Source organism: Polaribacter sp. IC073 (assembly GCF_007997075.1).
GTDB lineage: Bacteria > Bacteroidota > Bacteroidia > Flavobacteriales > Flavobacteriaceae > Polaribacter.
This window is the reverse complement of record NZ_VORS01000007.1, coordinates 59,072-81,072: the sequence shown is the minus strand read 5'-3', so window position 1 is coordinate 81,072 and position 22,001 is coordinate 59,072. Positions and strand designations below refer to the sequence as shown.

Here is a 22,001-nt window from a genome sequence, read left to right as displayed (position 1 = left end):
CATGTAACAAATAACGTATCCGAAACTTGTTTTAAATCAACTCTCATTAAAATCTCTTGGATTAAAAACCACACCTGATCTCAAACTAGAAGAATGTTTTTCATTTGAGTGTAATATTCTGTCTGTTTCTTTTCTAAATTATTTCCGAATTATGGATATAGGATTTTTTTATATTTAGAATGCAACCCTTTGACAGTCATATTACATAACTGAATTTAAAGATTCATAATAAGATATCTTATTTGAATAAATAATGCCGCTGTCGTATTTGTTGAGAATTGTCAGATAATGAGAAATCAACTAAAGGAAAGCAAATATGAAATTAAATGGTTTTTATATTCAATTCATAACGACTGCTTTTTAAAGTTCCTGTTTTTGTTAAAACTCCTTTATCCACCATATCTTTTAAATCTCTTGTAGCCGTAGAAGCAGATATTTTAGCAATTTTGGTGTATTTTTCGGCACTTAATCCGCCTATAAAACCAGTATGCCCAGCTTCAAAGATTCTTAACAGCACTTTATGTTGTCGTTCGTTTAATTGATTTTTATATCGTTCAAAAAACTTAGCTTTTTCTACAATAAAATCTACACGTTTTAAAGTATTTTCTTGAGCATTTAAAATAGTTTCACTAAAGTATTGTAACCAGTTTGTAATTTCTAATGTTGTATTGTTGATTTCAAGTGATGTGTAATACATTTTTCTATTACCTTCTATGGTATGCGATAATGAACTTAATGTAGGCTGTTTAGAACTGATGGCAATAGATTTTTCAGCTAATGCTCTAGCAATTCTTCCATTTCCATCTTCAAAAGGGTGGATACAGACAAAATATAAATGCGTAATGCTAGCTTTTGCAAGTGGTAATATATTTGTATTATTTGGATGATGAACTTTATTGAACCATAGAATAAATTGTTCCATTTCAATAGGTACCTTGTCCGATGGAGGGGCTTCAAAATGGATAATAGGTCTATCCAATCTTCCAGAAATAACTTGCATTGGATCTGTGTGTGTTCTATAGCTACCAATATTTGCTAAATCTCTTCTACCATTGGTTAACATTTTATGCCAATCAAATAGTAGATCATGACTTAATGGTTTATTGAAGTTATGATACAAATCGACCATCATTTTAGAAATGCCAAGTTCTGCAGGTGCTATTTTTCTTTTGTCCGTAGCAAAACCAAGATTTTTTTTAATGGAAGATTGCACACTTTCTCTGTTCAAAATTTCTCCTTCAATTTCTGAAGTTTTTATAGCTTCTTCACTAAGTATTTCTACTAATAAATCATCTTTAGAGACCCCTTCTATATGTTTTATGGCACCCAATACGAGCCCTGAGTTTTTAGAAAATTGCATTTCTAATTGTTCAAGAGTCTCTTTTTTATAAGTAAAATTAGGCCATTCTTTGTGTAGCCAATTCCAATTTTTATATACCATGAGCTATAAATAGGGTTTTTATAGCTCAAATATAATGATAATTTGAGCTATAATTTTGTTTTTATCGCCCAAATTTTATTTTGAGTTATTAGGTTTTAATATATAAGTCAGAAAAATTAGTATATTTTTTAGCTGTGGTTTAATATCTATAGCGACTTTTTTCTTTTAAAGTATCTCTATTAATATCTTCTAAAAGGCCTATTTTTTTTCAATAAATGGGTCATACCAATCAGCTTTTTCTTTAGCCCAATCTATCCATTCTTTTTCCTTAGTATTTAAATTGTTTGATTTGATGATAAAAGCTTCAAATTCTTGAATATAATTCCTAATATATTGAGATTTATGCCATCTAGTTGCTGTAAGGAAAAGAGATTCAAATTTAGATAGTTCTTCATCTTTCAACCTTTGTAATTCTTTTGCATTTTTCTTCTTGTTGTTTATGCCAAATAGTATTTTCAATAGCTTCCTTTGGCGTCCTTTATTATTTCCCAATACAAAAGTTCCCGAAAATATGACCCAAAATATCTTTGTCAACATCATACTCTCCGGTAATATTACCTAAATGACGCAAACATTCACGAATATCTATAGAAAATAAATCGGTAGTAATTTCTAAATCGATTCCTTGTTGAACAGAGGTAATTGCCATTAACGCATTATTTAAAGCTTCAAAATGACGTGAATTGGTCACAATCGTTTCATTATTACTCAAAGCACCAATATTAACAAGCGAAGTTAATTCCGTTTTTAAAGCATCAATTCCTGCTTTGCTTTTTGCTGATAATAGTATCAAATCATCAATTTCAGACTCTAAGATAGAAGTATCATGACAAGATAAAGTATCAACTTTATTAGCGACTACTAATAATCGTTTCGTAGGAAAACGAGTTTTTATCGTTTGAATCTCTTGCAAAAAATCTGCACTAGAATGAGAAAATTTATTAGAATCAATTAAGAAAATAATCAACTGTGCGTTGTCTGCTTTTTCGTAGGCTTTTTTAATACCAATACTTTCTATAACATCTTCCGTTTCTCTAATTCCTGCAGTATCTATAAATCGAAAAGCAACACCATCAATAATAATTTCATCTTCAATGGCATCTCTTGTGGTTCCTGCAATATCAGAAACAATGGCTTTTTCTTCATTTAAAAGAGTGTTTAATAAGGTTGATTTCCCAACATTTGGTTCCCCAATAATAGCAACCGGAATTCCATTTTTCATGGCATTTCCAAAAGAAAAAGAATCTATTAATCGTTTTAAAACAAAAGTGATTTTCGCCACTAATTCTTTAAATTTTGTTCTATCGGCAAACTCTACGTCTTCACCAGAAAAATCTAACTCTAATTCAATTAAAGCAGCAAAATCTAATAATTGCGCACGTAATTCTTTCAATTCATTTGCAATTCCTCCACGCATTTGCTGAATGGCCATTTGATGACTCGCAGCAGAATTAGAGGCAATTACGTCTGCAACCGCTTCCGCCTGACTCAAATCCATCTTTCCGTTTAAAAAAGCACGCATAGTAAATTCACCATTATCTGCCATTCTGCATCCTTTTTGTAGAAATAACTGAATAATTTCTTGCTGAATAAAACTAGAACCATGACAAGAAATTTCAATAACATTTTCTCCTGTATAAGAATTCGGATTCTTAAAAACAGACACCAGAACTTCATCTAAAAGAATGTTGTGCTCTATAATATGACCTAAATGAATGGTATGGGTTTTCTGGTTTTTTAAGGTTTTATTTTTTTTGATAGATTTAAAATTGGCATCCACCAAAGAAATAGCATTTTCACCAGAAAGTCTAATTACAGAAATTGCGCCAACACCAGAAGGAGTCGCTAAAGCAATAATAGTATCGTTTTGAATCATGTTGCAAAAATACATAAGATTTTATACAAAAACAGAAAGCCCAACACAAAAGTGTTGAGCTTTCCGAGCAATAGTCGGGGGAATTATAAAGGTTAATTTACAGAACCCTCACTATTGGTAACTTCTTTAATATTCAATCGTTGGTTGTCTGAAAACTCTAAAGTTCTCATCGGGAATGGAATATTAATATTCTCTTTGTCAAATGCTTTCTTAATTTCTATAATAGCTTTACTTTTTGCTTTTAGTTTTTCTAAGGCATTTTCAGAATCAACCCAAAATCTACAAAGAAAATTAATAGAACTATCTGCAAATTCGGTGTAATAAAACTCCACTTTTTTACCAATATCGTCTTGGTTAAAATTGTTTCGAATTGTTTCTATAGTTAGTTTTTCAACCATTTCTAAATCCGCACCATATTCTACACCACACTCTATAGCAATTCTCATTTTTGTAGTTAAAGAATAATTCTTAAACGGACTTTCTAAAATAGTTTTGTTAGGAATTACCACCATATTATTGTCAAATTCTTTAATAACAAAGTAATTTAAATTAATGTCTATTACTTCACCAGAAAAACCATTTGTTTCTATCCAATTACCAATATTTAAGTTTTTTCTAAAAGATAAAACAACACCAGAAATTGTGTTCGATAATGTTCCTTGTAACGCTAAACCAACAACAATACCAGATACACCAGCGGCAGATACAATTGTTTTTAACGTGTCGTCAAATTTTAATACGGTCATTGCTAAATACAAACCTACTAAAATAGTAATAGCAGATGCAACTCTAGATACTAAATCTCTAACAGATTTCTGACTTATTTTTCTCCCTATCGTTTTATTCACAATAGAATTCATTGCTCTAGAAGCAAAATAGGCAATAAATAACACCACTAATGCAATGGCAATGTTGGGAATGTTTTGTATGAAGATATCTTTCCAGTCTTGTAATTTACTAACTACTTTATTCATGTTTTATTTTGTGTTAATTTAATATTCTAAAAACGATTAAAGAAAGCATAAATTATTCAACAAAACTAGTATTTAATTCATCTTTAGTATCTTTAGACCATGCACACAACATCCAAGTAGATTTTTCTAACGCTCTAATATAAGCGCCAATCAAATCTATTGTACCTTCATCTTTAGCTTTCTCTGCTCTGTCAGTTACTTTACTTAATTGTTCAATTAGCGTTTTGTGATCTTCTATAATAGTAGCAACCATTTGTACATCTGTTAATAATGGGCTAGATTCTTTAATTCTAGAAACTTCAATATAATCAGATAGTTTACTAATAGGATGGTATTTTAGTGTTATAATTCGTTCTGCAATCTCATCAATTTTAACCTTTGTATCATCATACATTTCTTCAAACCTGTTATGTAAATCAAAGAAATTCTTACCTAAAACATTCCAATGAAAATTTCTTAATTTCTGATAATACACATGGTAATCTGCCAACAAAACATTTAATTCTGTTACAACTGGTAGTACTTTGTCTTTGTCTATATTTAAGTAATTCATGCTGTTATGTGTTTTAAATTCATTACAAAGTTACAATCAAACTTAGTTTTTCCTTTGCTCAAACAGTTTCCTTCTTAACTCAAATGAAGATTTAAAATATTGTTAGTATTTTGGTTTTTGTAACAAAACGAGTAAAATAGCGTCCAATAAGCACGCAACTAAAACCTTATATAAAAATGAAAGAAGATAAACAATTACTGGTAATTACCCATTTAAGTCAGTTATTAGATTTCATAACCGGTATTGGTGGCTTCATCGTGCCATTAGTTTTATGGCTCACAAAAAAAGATGAAATTTATGGAATGGACGCACACGGAAAAGCGATTCTAAACTTTAGAATTTCTATGTTTATTTATCTTTTGTTGTGTATTCCGCTAATTTTTCTGTTTGGTTTAGGCATTGTAGGTTTTATTATAATTGGTATATTCTACCTTATTTTTCCAATTATTAATGCTATCAGAGTAAGTAATAATCAAGAACCTAAATATCCTTTAAGTATAAAATTCTTACAGTAAGAGGCTGTTCATTTGGGCGTTCCCTTTCAGGTCAGGCTTTCCGCACTCGCTTTTGGCTCATACTTCGCAAAAGAGCTCAAACAAATGCTTCAATCCTTAACGCAGGCTTGTTAATGCGTTTTTAGAGTTCTAAAATTAAATATAGTTATTATCAAATATAATTTTCAAGAAGGTAGTGTTTTATTTCAGAAACAGATAACTTCAACATGTTTACTCGTAAGTCGTTAATACATAAAACTCTGTGAAACTCTGTGAAACTCTGTGAATCTCTGAGTTTCTCTTTGCATCTCTGCGCAACAGTATTTCAAGGTTACAATCATCTGTGAACTCCGTACAATAAAAACTATATGTTCTTAATTACATCTTCATATTCATGGTAAAAATCTTCAAATTTTGGCATTGTTTCCATAAAGAACTCAAAACAATCCCGCCAAGTATTTTTATTGTGAATACTAAATTTACCATCAAACGGAACGTAAATTCTATGAATTTTTTTTCCGCTTTCTAGTTCATATACTGCATCAAAAATTACTTCAGGAATTTCTGTTTCTAACAAAACTTTTAAAGACAACATTTGGTCGAAGTAAAGTAGGTTTACCAACTCATCCGGATTTTCGATATCTAAACACACGGCAGCATTTTTTCTACCAGCAACAAATTTAAAAGAGAACCCTTTTACCTCTGTGTTGTACAACAACCATTTCCTCGGAAAAGACTTTCCAAAGCTTGTCCAAAATTCTTTTCTTAATACAGCAGCTTCTTCTTTGCTAAACATCTAAATCAATTATCAATTACTTTTTTTGTCAATTATCATTATTGTTTATGGTGTTTCTTAATGATAATTAAGCACTAATTCTAGCCATGTATCTTAGCAACATTACCGCGTTCACGCATCATTTCAGCTTCAAAAGCTAATAAAGCGTTCCACTTTTCATCAACAATGGCTCTATCTTGGTATTTTCGAGCAAAACTTAAGAAAGTTGTGTAGTGGTTTGCTTCAGAAACCATCAAATTCTGATAAAATTTAGACAATTCTTCATCTTCCATATTTTCAGAGAAAACTTTAAAACGCTCGCAACTTCTGGCTTCAATTAAGGCAGCAATTAACAAACGCTGTACCAAAGCATTCGTTCTGTCTTTTGTTTTGTTAAAAAACTTCTGAAGTCTAATTGCATAATCATTTTTCTGTTCGCGTCCTAAAACCATTCCTCGTTTTACCATTAATAAATGCACCATCTTAAAGTGTTGCATTTCTTCAATAGCAATGTTGCTCATTTCTTTTACGAGTTCTGTTTCTTCAGAATAATTAATAATAATAGACACGGCATTAGATGCTGCTTTTTGCTCTAAAAAAGCGTGATCTGTTAATATTTGCTCTAAATTTACTTTGGCAATATCTGCCCAAGAAGTTGCTGTTTCAAATTGTAATCCTAACATTTTTCTATAATTTTTTGCAAACTAGCGCCAAAATAGGCGAGTGCTTTAATTTCTTTTACGCTTGCCAATCTTTCATTACTAAGAATTAAAAGACCAGTATTTGTAGCTTCTATGTGATACTGTTTATTGCTTTCTAAAAACAAAATTAGTTCATCTGTAAAAAAGGCTCTAATTTTTTCTTCATTTTTTCCTGATAAATAAAAACGTTTGCTAAAATCTGGATGCGCAGAAATGTCAATGTCTTTATAACCAGCAAAATGTAAAATATACTCAAAAACACCTTCTTGGTCTAAGGTAAACTTCGGAAGCTTTTTTGTGGTAAGAATGTGATACATGGTCGCTTTTATCACTTGTTTCGCAATCATTTCTCCTTCAGAAAACTGAACATCAAAAATAGTACAATTGTTTTTCGATAAAACATTTGATACTTTATCAATTTTTCGTGTTTTAAAATATCCAAAACCGGCTAGTTCTTCAATTACTACATCAGGAAAAGCATCATAAGAATACTGCATTTCTTCGCTAATTTTCTGAATAGATTTTTGCCTTTTAGTTAAAACGCCTTCTTTAGGAACTTTTTGTTTTGGTAATATTTTACGAAGCGCAAAAGGATGCTCGCTACCAGATTTAGAATCGTCTAAACCAATCACCTCAAAATGGCCACCTTTTCTTTCGAAAGTTTCAGAGTAGTTGTTCATGTTTTCCATCACAGAATGATCTACAAAATCACACAAAGAAAAATCTACAATGGCCTCTTCTGTTTCTGGAATTTGATCTAACTTAGATTTTAGTTTTGTGAAATTTAAAAAGCTAGAAAAGTTTTTTACACTTACGTAATATTTACCATCTTCGGTAAACATTAAGACATTTGGTTTTAAAATATTTTTCATAAATAAAAGGACACTTTTATTGATGATTATATGAATTGCGAATGTGATAATGATACCAGATAATATTCCTGTAATCAGACTTGTAGCTATTGTTATTAAAAGTGTTACTGTGAATATTATTAACTGTTCAGAGCCAATACTAAACACCTTCTTTATGTTCTCTGGAGACGCTAATTTGTAGCCAGTAAACACTAAAATAGCAGCCAAAGCAGCAAGCGGAATCTTACGCAGTTCAGTAGCGAAAAGTAAAATAAAAGCGACCAAAAACAATGCGTGAAAGAAATTTGAAGACTTATTACTTCCCTTATTATTTACATTTACAGAGCTTCTTGCAATTACGGTAACTACATTTAAGCCTCCTAAAAAACCACTAATTACAGTTGCCAAACCCAAAGCTCTAATGTCTTTATTTACGTTAGAACGTCTCTTTAAGGGATCTAATTTATCTACTGCCTTTATGCTTAGTAAACTCTCGATACTAGCAATTAATGTAATTGAGATTACTGCGCTTATAAACTCAGATTGGTAGACTTTTCCAAAATCTGGAAATGCAAAATTAGCTAAAACATCATTGGGCAAATTAATTAATAAACTATTGTCTATAGGATATTTAGCAGTGGTAAATAGGTCGAAATAATAATACAAACCAACGCTTAACACCACAATCCACATAGGAGCAGGAATTAATTGAAAATATCTATTTCTAATTTTACTGTAAAAAATCATAATCAATAAGCTGATAATACCTATTAAACCTGCGTAAAATGAGCTTGTACCTGCAGAATTTATAAAATTGAATATTCCTTTAGGAACTTGCATAAGTAGTTCTATAATGCTTCCCTTGGCGTCTAAGTTGCCAAACATTACGTGAATTTGTTTGGCGAAAATTCCAATTCCGATGGCGGCCAACATTCCTTGAATAGCAGAAGAAGGAAAGAAGTCTCCCAAAGCTCCCATTCTTAAAAATCCTAAAATTATCAATAAAATACCAGAAATAACAATAGCCGCAAGTGTAAATAAATAGCCTTGATACATGTCTCCGTTTCCTAAAATGGTAATGGCAGAAAGGATTACAACTACCAAACCGTTTCCAGGGCCTGTAATTGTTACATTAGAACCACCAATTAAAGAAACCACAAGACCACCAACAATTGCAGCAATAATTCCAGAAATGGGTGGTGCACCAGATGCTAAAGCCAATCCTAAGCCTAAAGGAAGTGCAATTAAAGAAACTACAAACCCAGAAAAAAGGTTTTGCGGAATTTCACTTAAAAATGTTTTAAAAGTATTTTTTTTGTTCATTTATTTTACGATTAAAACATCTGTTGGCAATTCAGAAAGAATGTATTCAATATCATGCGGAAAAATTCGATCTAAAATATTGACCTTGGTTGGGGCATTCATTACTAATAAATCGGCTCTTTTTATTTTTGCATAATGACCAATAGAATATCCTCTTGTACCAAAAATACTTTGTGTTTTTATAGAAATATCTGCGCAACTAATATCTTTTAAAATAGTATTTACACGTTGGTCTTCTCTGTTTTTTAATCTTTCTTTTGCAATAGTAGCTTTTCTTAAACTCTTATCATCGTTAATTCTTACTTGCAATTCACTCTGATTAATTTCTTCAACAATTGTCATTTTTTTGCATAGTAAATGTTTAGAGAAATGGATAGAAGTTCTAATAGTTTCTTCTGTTCTATCGTCTTTTAGTCCGTTAACAACTATGTGATTGCATTGTTTTTTCTCAACAGATGGTTTAATCATTAATAAAATAGAGCAAGGAGCTTTTCTTGTAATTTTTCTAGCAATAGAACCTACATAATATTTTAATAAATTCTCTTTTTGTAAGGCACCTAGAATTAATAAATCTATGTTTTGAAGGGCCGCAGTTTCTAAAATTACAGCAACAGGCTCTCCTTGTTGCCAGATTGTTTTTAGCGGTTTATTTAAGGTGTCTGCTTCGGAAATAATTTTATTTAAATCAGTTTCTTTTTTTGTGGTTTTTTCACCAACATGAACCCCAATTAATTCTGCATTAAATAAGTTGGCAATTCTAAAGGCTTCAAATAAATTAGGTTTTAAGTTGGGGGAAAATGCAATACCAATTAATATTTTATGAATTTTTTGCAAGAAGTCGGTTTAAAATTTGAGTTATCTGCACAATATAATAAAACAATACAACAAATTTTATACTATTGAAAAAAACTATAAAATTTATTTTCCAGTTGATGAAACATTCTTAGATTTACTTTTTTTTAATTAAAAGACAAGCAATGGTTGAATTAGCAGGAATTATCATTTTAGGGATATTGGCACAATGGGTTGCTTGGAAATTTAAAATTCCAGCAATTTTACCTTTAATTTTAATTGGTTTACTGGTTGGTCCTATAGCTGCAGCATACTTAAGTGAAGACGGTTCTAAATGGATAGAACCAATTTGGAATGGTACAAAGGGCTTGTTTCCAGGAGAAAGTTTGTATTATTTTGTTTCTTTAGCAATTAGTATTATTCTTTTTGAAGGAGGTTTAACACTTAAAAGAAGCGAAATTAAAAACGTAGGTCCTGTAATTACAAAGTTGATAACTTTAGGTTCTGCGATAACTTTCTTTGGATCTGGAATTTTAGCGCACTATATATTTGATTTAGGTTGGGATCTTTCGTTTCTTTTTGCCGGTTTAATTATTGTAACAGGTCCAACGGTAATCACACCAATTTTAAGAAATATTCCGCTTAAAAAAGACATTTCTACCGTTTTAAAATGGGAAGGGATTTTAATAGATCCTATAGGAGCACTGGTTGCTGTATTGGTTTTTGAATTTATTAGTGTTGGTGGTGGAAGTGGTTTTACAAAAACGGCTTTAATGGAATTTGGAAAAATTATTTTATTCGGAACTACTTTCGGATTCACATTTGCACATGGTTTAGCATATGCTGTTAACAAAAAATTGATTCCACATTACTTATTAAACGTAGTTTCTTTATCTTTTGTATTATTAGTATTTGTATTGTCGGAAATGTTTGCACATGAATCTGGTCTTTTAGCAGTAGTGGTAATGGGAATGGTTTTAGGTAACGGAAAATTAAAAAACCTGAAAGAATTACTATATTTTAAAGAATCTTTAAGTGTATTATTAATTTCAATTCTATTTATTTTATTAGCTGCAAACATCAATATTGAAGATCTAATGCTATTGTATACATGGAAAACTGCTATTTTATTTGCAATTGTAGTTTTTGTAATTAGACCTTTGGCGGTATTTGCAAGTACATACAATTCCAAATTAAAATTAAACGAAAAACTGTTTATAAGTTGGGTTGGTCCAAGAGGAATTGTAGCTGCGGGTATTGCTTCTTTATTTGGTAGCAAGTTGTTAAAACAAGGCGTGGAAGGTGCAGAGTACATTACACCATTGGTTTTTATGATTGTTTTAGGAACCGTTTTGTTAAATGCAACAACAGCAAGAATGTTTGCTAAAATGGTGGGTGTTTTCTTAAAAAGGTCAAATTCAATTTTAATTATTGGAGCATCAAGTCCGGCTAGGTTAATTGCACACTATTTAAAGGAAAATAATAAAAGAGTGGTTTTAATCGACTCGAATAAAAACTTTATTTTAGAAGCCAATAATATGGGGCTAGAAGCCTATACAATTAATATTTACGATGAGGATTTAACGGATAATATAGAATTGAATGATGTTGGATATCTTTTAGCGATGACAGGAAGTGAAGCTGTAAATCAATATGCTATTAATAATTTTGAGAAAACTTTTGGCGAGCATGGTGCTTATAGGTTGGCAACTTCTAAAGAGATAAAGAACAAGTCAGACGATAATAAAAGAAAGTATTTGACACCAAAAGATGACTATATTAATTTAAGTGAAGCTTTTAGAGACAATCCTAAAATTTACGAGGTAGAAATTGAAACCAATGATGCGTACAATACCTTAATTTCTAAACTTTTTAAAGAATCAAGATCTGTTCCATTATTTATTAAAAAAGATGAAAATATTTATCTAATACCTGAGTTTGAAAAGTTAGATGAACCGCAAGAAAATTGCACGCTGGTTTATTTAGGAAAACCTTTAGAGGAGAACAAAGAAAGTAATAAAACTATAGAAGAATAAGGTACTTGTTCATTTCATGTGGATGCTATATATTCAAGTGAAGCCATACATTATTTCATCAATTACAGAGTTAAAATTGATACAGGAACCGTATAAAGTTACGTTTTAGAGGCATTTTCAAGGAATAAAAATCGATTACTTTGTCTATTAAAAAGGTGATGCGGAGTTTACTTAATAATAGTATTTTAAAAGATGGATGAGGCTAAAGAGGATTTAGATTTATATCAATTATAAGAGAAATCGGTAATTTAAGAAAAGTAAGATTCTTCTATTTCTTTGGCTTCTTTAATAATTTCTTTTGGATACTCATATAAATCTAGAATTTTAATGGCGTTTCTAGTTTTTAATTTGCCCGTTTTAATTTTATGATCAAAAAAGAGGTTGTTATTTTCTATATCTTCGCTAAAATGATACAATTTATACGCCTCTTTTTCTAATAATTCTGTCAGCTCTATATCATGTGTAGAAACTAAAACAGTATTTTTTTTCTGATTTAAATAGGATAAGATGGCTTTTCCGCCAGAAATTCTCTCTATTGTATTTGTTCCCTTAAAAATTTCATCTAAAACAAATAAACAAGGGTTTTCATCTATAGAGGCATCAATTAACTCTTTTATAGTTAATACTTCTTGCAGATAGTAGCTTTTGTTCTCTATCAAATCGTCTGTAATTCTTATGGAAGAATATATTTTGTAAAAAGGAGCAGTATATGCATCTGCGAAACAAATATGTAAGGTTTGCGCTAAAATACTGTTTACAGCAACGGTTCTTATAAAAGTACTTTTTCCAGACATATTAGACCCCGTTAAAAGCATACTTTTGTCTGATAGATTTACAGTATTAGTAACGCATTTTTCTATTAAGGGGTGAAATATTTCGCTAAATTTCAACTCATTTTCTTTATTAAACTTAGGTGTGCAATTTTTTAAGTTTCCAGATTTTAAAGAAGCCGTTGAGATTGCAGCATCAATTTTACCTATAAAAATAAACATATTTTCGATACTTTTTTTCTCTTTAGTAATGGTTTCTAAAAAGCTATAAAAAACTAAATATTCTACATTAAAAAGTATTTTAATAAGCTCTACAAAAAGCCAAATAAAAAAAAGTGCATCATTATTAATCCTTTTTTCAAAACCAATAAATTTAGATTTTAACAAGATTGTACTTATTTTTTCTATAAATGAAAAATCGTTAAAATGTTTTTTTATTGCTAAATGTTTAGATAATTTTTTTGCTACTTTAAGACTTTTAGATAATTGATTAACGCCCTGAAGATAATAATGTACATTTCCTTTATTTTTATAGTGAAAAACAGAATTTACTGCAAAAATGGGTACTATAAGAAGAATGAAAATCGGAGAAAGGAAGGATAGCGCTATAGATAAAATGGAACAAATAGTTAACAATTGCACAACCCATAAATTCTTTGGTTTGTGAACTTGTTTACCATTGATAAGCTCTTCTAGGTAATAGGAGTTAGAAGTGTTTAGTTTCGATAATTCTAACTGGTAAGAAATACTTAATTCTTTGTTTTTTTGAAACAATAAAGTCAGTTCATCAAACTTTAATAAATCATTAATAGAACCGATTGTTCTTAACTTAAAATATAAATATTGCTGACCAATTTTAGAGGAGGTTCTGTCTATAAATTTGAAGATTTCATCGATATCAAGATCAATTTTACTTTTTTCTGATAAAATATGATAGGCATTTTCCTTGTGTGCGTTATTTTCAAAATATTTACCAATCACAAAGAAATTATAGTATTCTTTCTTTTTTGGTTGTCCCCAATTACTGTATAGTTTTGCGTTTAATTTTAGCAACCGTTTTTTGTACAGGTAATTACTGATTAAAAACCATAGAATTAAAATAAATGAGATTCCTAAGAAATAGTTCATAATTGAAATTAAAATCTACATAATAACATGTGTACTATTATTTAAGATACTCATAAGTAGCGAAAAACAATATTTTGTTACAAATCTAATTCAAAAGTCTGACGCAATTTTTCTAAAAACGGATTCTTCTCTTTCAGTTTATTATATTTCTCGTCTGGTGTGTAGGCAAACTTCTTTTCTACAGCTTCATTTAAGGTTACCGTTATAACAATACCATAATTATTTAATTTTTCTCTTAAAAAAACCAATAATTTAGGGCGCCCTTTGTGAAATTGATCTTGCATTAATTTATTAGGAACTGTAAATGAAATTTGAAAGCCTTGGTTTAGTTTAGGAATGTCTGTACCAATAATAGAAGCCATACTTCTTTCTCCTTTCGAGATTAAAATACCTACATATTCTTTCCAAAGTTCTTGCAATCTTTCCTCTTTAAAAATGTCTTTCGGGTGCTGGTCAAAATTTTCTTGAACAACTGTCTTTTTTACATCTTTCTGCTGATTAAAACCTTTTAAAGAATATTTACTGGGTTGTTTATTCAAACGCCCCATATTTTTTAAAACAGGTTTTGGCGTTTCAGGTTTTGGTGCTGTAACAACAGGAGCAACGGGTGCTTTTGCAGTTTCGGTCTTCGGAGCTATTACTTCTGTAGTTTTCTTTTTTGCAGGTGAAAGTGCTTGAAAAAAAGTGGCTGGAATTATGTAGTTAGCTGGTTTTTTTTTTTCTCCATCAAAAGTGATAGAGGCAATCTGCATTAAACTTAATTCCACCAGCAATCGCTGATTTTTTGAAGCTCTATAATTCAAATCGCATTCATTTGCTTTTTGTATCGATTGCATTAAAAAAGGAATGCTTGCTTTGGTAGCTTGCACTAAATACTTCTTTTTTGCATTGTCGCCAACTTCTAACAGCTCTAAAGTAGCTTTGTCTTTGGCAACCAATAAATCTCTAAAATGACTTGCCAAACCATTAATAAAATGATGCCCTTCAAACCCTTTTCCTAAAACAACATTAAAAGCATTTAAAACGTCTGGTATTTTATTGTCTAACAACAAATCTGTCATTCCGAAATACGTATCATAATCTAACACGTTTAAGTTTTCTGTAACGGCTTCTCTGGTTAAGTTTTTACCGGAAAAACTCACAACTCTATCAAAAATAGACAAAGCGTCTCGCATTGCGCCATCTGCTTTTTGAGCAATAATGTGCAAAGCGTCATCATCTGCTGTAATTCCTTCTTTCTCGCTAATTATTTTTAGATAGTTTTTTGCATCTAAAACACCAATTCTCTTAAAATCGAATATCTGACAACGAGATAAAATAGTAGGAATAATCTTATGTTTCTCTGTAGTTGCTAAAATAAAAATAGCATGTGCAGGCGGTTCTTCTAACGTTTTTAAAAACGCATTAAATGCTGCTTGAGACAACATGTGCACCTCATCTATAATATATACTTTGTATTTACCAGTTTGTGGCGGAATGCGAACTTGGTCTGTTAAACTTCGAATGTCATCTACAGAATTGTTAGAAGCAGCATCTAGTTCAAAAATATTGAAAGCAAAATCTTCTTCTTCTGCATTTTCTGCATCTTGCTGATTAATTCTCTTGGCCAGAATTCTAGCACAAGAAGTTTTACCAACTCCACGAGGACCCGTAAACAATAAAGCTTGCGCTAGATGATTGTTTTTTATAGCATTTTCTAACGTATTTGTTATGGCTTGTTGCCCAACAACATCCTCAAAGTTTTTTGGACGGTATTTACGTGCCGATACTATAAAATGCTCCATTTATAATAGATTAAATAAGATTAAATGTCTGTTTGAGCGCAATCGAAAAATAAACCTTTCTGCAAGTTCAAGTAGACAAGAATTTTCTTGTTAAATTATTTAACAAAAATAACCATCTATTGCGTTTTATACAAACAGGTTTCTTAACAAAATGCTAAAGTTGTAAACATCTGTAAAAAGAAGCATAATTTTACGACCAATCAAGTAATTCAGAATTTTATTTATTTTGAATTAAAAGTTCGGAAAATTGTATCAAAAGTTATAAATTTATTTTTGGTACAATTTTTTATTATAAATATTAAAAAGAGCAGTATGAAAATTATAAAATCGATTTTAATAGTTAGTTTTTCAATCTTATTGGTTTCCTGTTTTGGTTTTTCCAATACCGAAGAAAGCAAAAAAGAAGCGGTTGTAAAAGCAGCATTTATTCCGCAAAAAGATACTCAGGTAGCGTATTTCGCAAGCGGATGTTTTTGGTGTGTAGAAGCTGTTTTTGAGAGTGTAGAAGGAGTAGAGGAAGCTGTTTCTGGTTACGCTGGCGGAAAAACATTAAATCCTACTTATGAAAAAATAGGAACAGGAAAAACAGGACATGCAGAAGCAGTTGCTGTGTATTACAATCCTAAAAAGATAAGTTTTGAGACTTTAGTGACCGTGTTTTTCGGTTCTCATAACCCAACAACTAAAAACGGACAACATCCAGATTACGGGTCGCAATACAGGTCTATTGCTTTTTACAAAACAGCAAATGAAAAAAATATTATAGAAAATGCAATTAAGAAATTAAGTGCAGAAGAGTACAAACGTAAAATTGCTACAGAAGTTACCGAGTTCACGAAGTTTTACAAAGCAGAAGAGTACCACCAAGATTTTGAAAGAAGAAATCCGAACCAAAGTTATGTAAAAGCGGTCTCTGTACCAAGATTAAATAAATTTAAAAAGAAGTTTCCAGAATTATTGAAGAAAGGAAATCATTAAATACTACATATTTAGTTATTAAAAAAGCAACTTGAAGAAGTTGCTTTTTTTTTGTCTTAAAGTTTTTTGTAATAACTAATTATCACAGATTTGTGTTCTAAAATTTAAGTGATTTAAAGCTACTTTATTTCTATTATTCTTTCTTCAATTTTTGTTAATTCTTTAGCCTTTACCTCCTTTGTTTCAATACTTTAAATAATCCAACCAGTTTCTCCATGAACCCTAGATGCTGTCCAAGTTTCATTAGTTAATGAAGGAAAATCTTTTCGTTTAGGAATATTTGATCCAAAAGTTCCTATTTTTTTCAAGTAATTATAAGTTTCATTGGTCAATTGTTCAGAGTTTACATTTTGTTTCATTCTAATTACCGAATTACCATCTTCTAAATTTATTTCATCTAGACTGAAACTTACATCAGTTTCAAATGGTTTTCCTCCGAAATTATTAGCTACTTTTAATTTCCCTTCTAATTCTTCTCCAAGTTTATATTTTACACCATGAAAAGAGTAGAACTGAAGAGCATCTTTAATTGCATTTGCTTCTACAGATTCTTTAGTGGAATAAATTTCCATAATATCTTCAATTATTTTTTTAGAATTAGGAATGTCTTTAAGTTCTGTACTAAGTTTCTTAGCCACCTTCCTAAAATAGTCTCTAACTTATTCCCAATTAACAACTTCAATAAAAGTGTCAAGTTCATCTGTTTTGATCGTTACGGAAATGTCTTTAGAAATTGCCGTTAGTTTTTTTACTAATTCGTAATCTGTGTCAATTGTAAAGTTCTTATAGAACCATTCACTTGTGTAGCTATTGTTCGTAGAATCAATAACTTTTATATCTACTTCATATTTCATTATTTCTCTAGAAATTGTATCGTTATTTTTAATTTTCAGTTTTTCATAAGAGATATTATAAGATTGCTTTTCTAATTTTGACCAATATGCAACTACCTGAACGGTTGAATATTTTGGGTTTATTTGTGATGAAATATTTGTTGAATAGAGGAATAAGATCCCAATAATTAATAGTTTTTTCATAAAGAAATTAGTGATACTATTTTTATTTTAAAAGAGAATGGATGAAGCCAATTTACATTATTTCAATAACAGATTCAAAAAGCAAAACAACCATTTTGAACCAAAAAAAACCGAGCAAAGACTCGGTTTTTTATATACTATATTAGAAAATAACTATTTAGTTTCCTCCTTTTTAACTTCAGTTTTATCAGCAACAATTATTTTGTCTAGGTTTTACAACTTCCCGAATTGTGTAAAAAACCGAATGTATTCTGTTTTTTAATAGCCCATAATTAATTTTGTTTGGAGTATTTAGAGGTATGTGGTAAGCTGCAAGTGCACCGTTAAAACAGAAAATAATTGGCACATTATTTTCCGTTAGATATATACGAATAGCTAGTTGGTAGTTAAAAAAATGAGCACAACGCTTAGAATCTAATAATTTAGTTTCATCAGTTTACTTTTCAAATAATCCTAATTTAACGGAACTACAACTCTAGATGACCTGTTAATTTATTGATTCCCAAAAGATGTAAGTATTTAATCCCATATAAAATAAAGCTGGCAAAGATATCCAAAGGCTATCTTTCAATTTTATTCTTACAATAAGACCAGATAGCATAAGCAGTGCAAGGCCTAAAGATGAAATTGTTAAAATTGAATTAAATTTAAGTCCTACAATCAAACCTGTAGCTCCAATCAATTGTAATATTATTGTTAATAAACCAATTTTTTCTAATCCAAACCGTTTAAATTCTTTTTTCATAGACGGTGAGATGAAGTAGGAGAGGACATAAGCAAAAAAGGATAAACTTGATATTAAAATGCATATTGTATCTATATCCATGTTTGATTATTGAATTGATAAGAATGCTATAAAAGCGCATAAAATTAAAAGAATTAGAGAGGGTAAACGTTTTATAAACGAATTGCTTATTTTAAAATGAAAATATTGAGCGCCTATCATTAACAGCCCCATAAGAACCGATGGAATAAATACGAATGCTGAATGCCAAATGCCCACGACAAGCAAAGTAGCTAAAGATATTTTTGTTGCTCCTATTAAATTTCGAGTTAAATCACTTAATCCGAATTGTTTAAATTCTTTAAGGACATTATGAAATCTAAAAATCCATACATAAGCAACCGATATTGCTACAGCCAACTGTGCTAATTTTACTATATTTTCCATACTATTAGGTTTTTTTACTTGATCGTGTTTTAATATTCTCCCATTTTAAACAGGGTTTCGGTCTTCTTTTATGTGGTTTTTTTTTATGTAATTACAGCTAATTTAAACACTAATATGTTGTCATTAGAATGAGTTATATAAGTGTTAGCTAAGATATATTTTTTTAAGGAGAAAGGCATCAAGTATAAACAACCATTTTAAACAAAAAAAAACCGAGCAAAGGCTCGGTTTTTGGTATACTGTGTAAGAAAACATCTATTTAGTTTCTTCTTTTTTAATTTCAGCTTTATCAGCAACAATTCTTTTATCCATGTTTGCAACTTCCCAAGCGGTATGAAAAACCAAACGAGTTCTGTTTTCTAACAACTCATAATTAATTTTGTCTGGTGTATCAGAAGGTCTGTGGTAATCTGCATGCGTACCATTAAAGTAAAAAATAATTGGCACATTGTTTTTTGCAAAGTTATAATGGTCAGATCTGTAATAGAATCTATTAGGATCATTCTCGTCATTATATTTATAGTCTAAATTAATGTTTGTATATTTTTTATTAACAGCTTCAGATACATTATGTAATTCTGTACTTAATTTGTCTGAACCAATTAAATAAACATAATTAGGGTCTGCCTTATGTCTGTCATCAACTCTACCTACCATGTCGATATTTAAATCACAAACAGTGTTTGCCAAAGGGAATATTGGATCTACATCTGTGTAATATTTAGAACCTAATAAACCTTTTTCTTCACCAGTTACGTGTAAAAACAAAATAGAACGTTTTGGTCCTTTTCCTGCTTTTGCTGCCATTTGAAAAGCTTGTGCAATTTCTAAAATTGCAACTGTACCAGAACCATCATCATCTGCACCGTTGTAAATTTCACCATCTTTAATCCCTTCATGATCTAAATGTGCAGAAATTACTACAATTTCATCTGGTTTCTCACTTCCTTTAATAAAAGCAACTACATTTTCAGAATCTTTAAATTTTCCGCTACGTACATTTTTATTAATCCATTCTGCAGGAACTTCCTGAAAATAATCATCACCACCCAAAGGAGAAACAATTCCTTCGGTCACATAAAAGTTTTTTAAATATTCAACCGCTTTTTTCTGTCCTGGCTCACCAGTATTTCTACCCTCAAACTCATCTGAAGCATAAATAAATAAGTGTTTTCCTAAATCTTTAGCAGTAATTGATGCTGCGTATTTAGCAGCCTGATCTACGTTAGCATCTTCATTAGACGCCGTTTTGCTAGAACCACAGGCCATAAAAGCGACTGCACTAGCAACATAAAGAATTTTTTTCATCGATGTAAAAAGTGTTTTGTTTGTTGTAAATATTTGTTGTAAATAGTATTCAAAAGTAACGAAAGTTACCATATCATCAAAATTAAGCCTTGTTAATTACAAACTGTTGTAAGGATTTGTTAAATTTTAACAAGTTATTGGGAAATAAGTTTTCAAATGCGTCTTTTGATATTAATTGTGTTGTTGTACCAAACTGAATGTTGTTTTCTGTGAGTAAAATAATTTCATCGGAAAGTTGCAGTGCCAAATTTATTTCATGGGAAGAAATAATAATGGTCTTTTGGGTTTGTTGTACTAATTTCTGAAGCAAAGAGAAAATATTAATAGTTTGATGCATGTCTAAATGTGCCGTTGGTTCATCTAAAATAATAACCGCAGTATCTTGCGCTAAAGCTCTAGCAATTAAAACACGTTGCAATTGGCCGTCACTCAATTCATAAAACCGGTTGTCTTTTAAATGGGTGATTTCTGTTTGGGCAATTGCCCAATTTACTTTTTCTAAATCGGTTTCAGACAAGGTATCTATCCAATTTGTGTAAGGTTGTCTTCCTAATGCAATCAATTCGAAAACCGTTAACTGACTTTCTGGTAAGCGTTCTGTTAGCACCAAACTCAGTTTTTTAGAAAGTTCATTTTCAGAATACTCACTTAGGTTTTTACTTTCAAAATAAATAGTACCAGAAATTGATTTTTGTACCCTAGAAAGCGTTCTTAAAAGCGTCGATTTCCCGATACCGTTTTTACCTAAAACACTAATTAACTTTCCTTTTTCTATAGATAAATTAATATCAGATAAAACAATTTTATCCTTTTTTTTCTGCTGATAACCAATCGTTAGATGTTCGGTTTTTAAGACGATATGTTTGTTTTTCTGTTCGATTTTATTTCAATTTTAGATTCAAAGCTTTCTATTTTACTTCAATACGATCATTTAATGCACCACTAACTTAAATAAACAACTTCTTTTTTCTAACGAGCAACCAAATAACAATTGGCGCACCAAATAAAGAGGTAATTGCGTTTATTGGCAGTGTAAACTCGCTGGTTGGTAGCTGTGCAATTCCGTCACAAATTAACATAATAATAGCCCCCAATACAACAACTGCCGGAATTAATGTTTTGTGATTCGAAGTTGAAAAAAGCATTCTAGCAATATGAGGAACTGCCAACCCAACAAAAGCAATAGGACCTGCAAAAGCAGTAATAACTCCTGTTAATACACTTGTAATTAATAAAATAATGTTTCTACTTTTCTTCACATTTATTCCTAGACTTTTGGCATAATTTTCACCTAAAAGAAAGCTGTTTAAAGGTTTTATGATAGATAATGTTGCCAACATTCCTATTAAATAAATAAAGATGAATATAGAGAGTTCATTCCAAGAAAGGTTTCCTAAGCTACCAAAACTCCAAAATATAAATTGCTGAATCTGTGCAGCTTCACTAAAATAGGATAAAACACTAATTATTGCCGATGTTAAACTACCAAACATCAAACCAATAATTAAAATAGACATGGTATTTTTCACTCTATTTGCAGCAATTATTACCGCAGACAATACTAAAAACGCACCCAAACTAGAAGCAATTGGCAAAGACCAACTAGAAATTGAATTTGCTAAGAAAAAGCCACCAAAAAGAGACGAACCTAAAATTAACAAGGCAACGCCCAAACTTGCGCCAGAAGAAATACCCAAAACAAAAGGGCCTGCTAACGGATTTCTAAATAAAGTTTGCATTAACAAACCAGCAACCGATAAACCAGAGCCTACTAAAATTGCTGTGATTGCTTTTGGCAATCGAAAATTTAAAATAATGGTTTGCCAACTTTCTTTGGATGCAGAATTTCCAATTAACGTATTAAAAATGTCTTTAAAAGGTATAGAAACAGAGCCTAAACTAATGTTTAGCACAAACAAAACAAGCAGTAATACTGCTAAAATAATAAAGTGTTTTTTGTATGAATTTTGTTCCATTTGGTAAAATAACCTTAGAGGTTTTCAAAACCT

21 protein-coding genes are annotated in these 22,001 nt (G+C 30.5%); 3 read left to right on the top strand and 18 right to left on the bottom strand.

From position 1 onward, the window contains the following. Positions 1-322 precede the first annotated feature (322 nt). From ES045_RS11325 to ES045_RS11305, 5 genes are all read right to left on the bottom strand, one after another. Positions 323-1,441 (bottom strand): Fic family protein, encoded by a 1,119-nt coding sequence (locus ES045_RS11325; RefSeq protein ID WP_147116399.1) that lies wholly within the window; start codon positions 1,439-1,441, stop codon positions 323-325. Between the two features lie 198 nt (positions 1,442-1,639). Beyond that, positions 1,640-1,933: a hypothetical protein gene (locus ES045_RS11320; protein WP_223267241.1), complete on the bottom strand. Its 294-nt coding sequence runs from the start codon at positions 1,931-1,933 to the stop codon at positions 1,640-1,642. Continuing rightward, positions 1,923-3,317 carry a tRNA uridine-5-carboxymethylaminomethyl(34) synthesis GTPase MnmE gene (mnmE, locus tag ES045_RS11315; protein WP_147116397.1) on the bottom strand — a complete coding sequence of 465 codons (1,395 nt, stop codon included), beginning with the start codon at positions 3,315-3,317 and terminating at the stop codon, positions 1,923-1,925. The genes ES045_RS11320 and mnmE overlap by 11 nt, the downstream gene beginning before the upstream one ends. 92 nt (positions 3,318-3,409) lie before the next feature. Next, positions 3,410-4,291: a mechanosensitive ion channel family protein gene (locus tag ES045_RS11310; RefSeq protein WP_147116396.1), complete on the bottom strand. Its 882-nt coding sequence runs from the start codon at positions 4,289-4,291 to the stop codon at positions 3,410-3,412. Positions 4,292-4,343: 52 nt separating this feature from the next. Continuing rightward, positions 4,344-4,844, bottom strand: coding sequence for a Dps family protein (locus tag ES045_RS11305; RefSeq protein ID WP_147116395.1), 501 nt, complete (start codon positions 4,842-4,844; stop codon positions 4,344-4,346). Positions 4,845-5,020: 176 nt separating this feature from the next. Between ES045_RS11305 and ES045_RS11300 the strand changes: the two genes are divergently transcribed. Beyond that, positions 5,021-5,359: a DUF4870 domain-containing protein gene (locus ES045_RS11300; RefSeq protein WP_147116394.1), complete on the top strand. Its 339-nt coding sequence runs from the start codon at positions 5,021-5,023 to the stop codon at positions 5,357-5,359. Positions 5,360-5,702: 343 nt separating this feature from the next. On the opposite strand, the gene ES045_RS11295 is transcribed toward ES045_RS11300, so the two are convergent. The 4 genes from ES045_RS11295 to ES045_RS11280 form a co-directional block, all read right to left on the bottom strand. Continuing rightward, the gene (locus ES045_RS11295) at positions 5,703-6,134 is read right to left on the bottom strand and encodes a DUF4268 domain-containing protein (RefSeq protein ID WP_147116393.1); all 432 of its coding nucleotides are present in this window, start codon (positions 6,132-6,134) and stop codon (positions 5,703-5,705) included. A gap of 80 nt (positions 6,135-6,214) precedes the next feature. Continuing rightward, positions 6,215-6,796: a tRNA-(ms[2]io[6]A)-hydroxylase gene (locus ES045_RS11290; protein WP_147116392.1), complete on the bottom strand. Its 582-nt coding sequence runs from the start codon at positions 6,794-6,796 to the stop codon at positions 6,215-6,217. Next, positions 6,790-8,988 carry a SulP family inorganic anion transporter gene (locus ES045_RS11285; protein ID WP_147116391.1) on the bottom strand — a complete coding sequence of 733 codons (2,199 nt, stop codon included), beginning with the start codon at positions 8,986-8,988 and terminating at the stop codon, positions 6,790-6,792. The genes ES045_RS11290 and ES045_RS11285 overlap by 7 nt, the downstream gene beginning before the upstream one ends. Next, positions 8,989-9,822, bottom strand: coding sequence for a universal stress protein (locus ES045_RS11280; protein WP_147116390.1), 834 nt, complete (start codon positions 9,820-9,822; stop codon positions 8,989-8,991). It lies immediately after the preceding gene. A gap of 143 nt (positions 9,823-9,965) precedes the next feature. Between ES045_RS11280 and ES045_RS11275 the strand changes: the two genes are divergently transcribed. After that, positions 9,966-11,816, top strand: coding sequence for a cation:proton antiporter (locus ES045_RS11275; RefSeq protein ID WP_147116389.1), 1,851 nt, complete (start codon positions 9,966-9,968; stop codon positions 11,814-11,816). 248 nt (positions 11,817-12,064) lie between these two features. Here ES045_RS11275 and ES045_RS11270 read toward each other — a convergent pair whose 3' ends face one another. Then, positions 12,065-13,714: a MutS-related protein gene (locus ES045_RS11270; protein ID WP_147116388.1), complete on the bottom strand. Its 1,650-nt coding sequence runs from the start codon at positions 13,712-13,714 to the stop codon at positions 12,065-12,067. A gap of 77 nt (positions 13,715-13,791) precedes the next feature. Then, entirely contained in the window at positions 13,792-15,498 is a 1,707-nt protein-coding gene (gene dnaX / locus ES045_RS11265; RefSeq protein ID WP_147116387.1) for a DNA polymerase III subunit gamma/tau, read from the bottom strand. Between the two features lie 312 nt (positions 15,499-15,810). Between dnaX and msrA the strand changes: the two genes are divergently transcribed. After that, complete coding sequence (msrA, locus tag ES045_RS11260) at positions 15,811-16,476, top strand: peptide-methionine (S)-S-oxide reductase MsrA (RefSeq protein WP_147116386.1); 666 nt, start codon at positions 15,811-15,813, stop codon at positions 16,474-16,476. 191 nt (positions 16,477-16,667) lie between these two features. Here msrA and ES045_RS16670 read toward each other — a convergent pair whose 3' ends face one another. The 7 genes from ES045_RS16670 to ES045_RS11230 form a co-directional block, all read right to left on the bottom strand. Continuing rightward, positions 16,668-17,114, bottom strand: coding sequence for a hypothetical protein (locus ES045_RS16670; protein ID WP_223267240.1), 447 nt, complete (start codon positions 17,112-17,114; stop codon positions 16,668-16,670). Between the two features lie 21 nt (positions 17,115-17,135). Continuing rightward, the gene (locus tag ES045_RS16665) at positions 17,136-17,513 is read right to left on the bottom strand and encodes a hypothetical protein (protein ID WP_223267239.1); all 378 of its coding nucleotides are present in this window, start codon (positions 17,511-17,513) and stop codon (positions 17,136-17,138) included. 487 nt (positions 17,514-18,000) lie between these two features. Beyond that, the gene (locus tag ES045_RS11250; RefSeq protein WP_223267238.1) at positions 18,001-18,258 is read right to left on the bottom strand and encodes a hypothetical protein; all 258 of its coding nucleotides are present in this window, start codon (positions 18,256-18,258) and stop codon (positions 18,001-18,003) included. Between the two features lie 87 nt (positions 18,259-18,345). Continuing rightward, complete coding sequence (locus ES045_RS11245) at positions 18,346-18,684, bottom strand: DoxX family protein (RefSeq protein ID WP_147116384.1); 339 nt, start codon at positions 18,682-18,684, stop codon at positions 18,346-18,348. Between the two features lie 255 nt (positions 18,685-18,939). Further along, positions 18,940-19,992 carry a M28 family metallopeptidase gene (locus ES045_RS11240; protein WP_147116383.1) on the bottom strand — a complete coding sequence of 351 codons (1,053 nt, stop codon included), beginning with the start codon at positions 19,990-19,992 and terminating at the stop codon, positions 18,940-18,942. Positions 19,993-20,074: 82 nt separating this feature from the next. Further along, entirely contained in the window at positions 20,075-20,779 is a 705-nt protein-coding gene (locus ES045_RS11235) for an ABC transporter ATP-binding protein (protein ID WP_317131312.1), read from the bottom strand. A 160-nt stretch (positions 20,780-20,939) separates the two neighbouring features. After that, the gene (locus ES045_RS11230) at positions 20,940-21,968 is read right to left on the bottom strand and encodes a FecCD family ABC transporter permease (RefSeq protein ID WP_147116381.1); all 1,029 of its coding nucleotides are present in this window, start codon (positions 21,966-21,968) and stop codon (positions 20,940-20,942) included. Between the last annotated feature and the right edge of the window lie 33 nt (positions 21,969-22,001).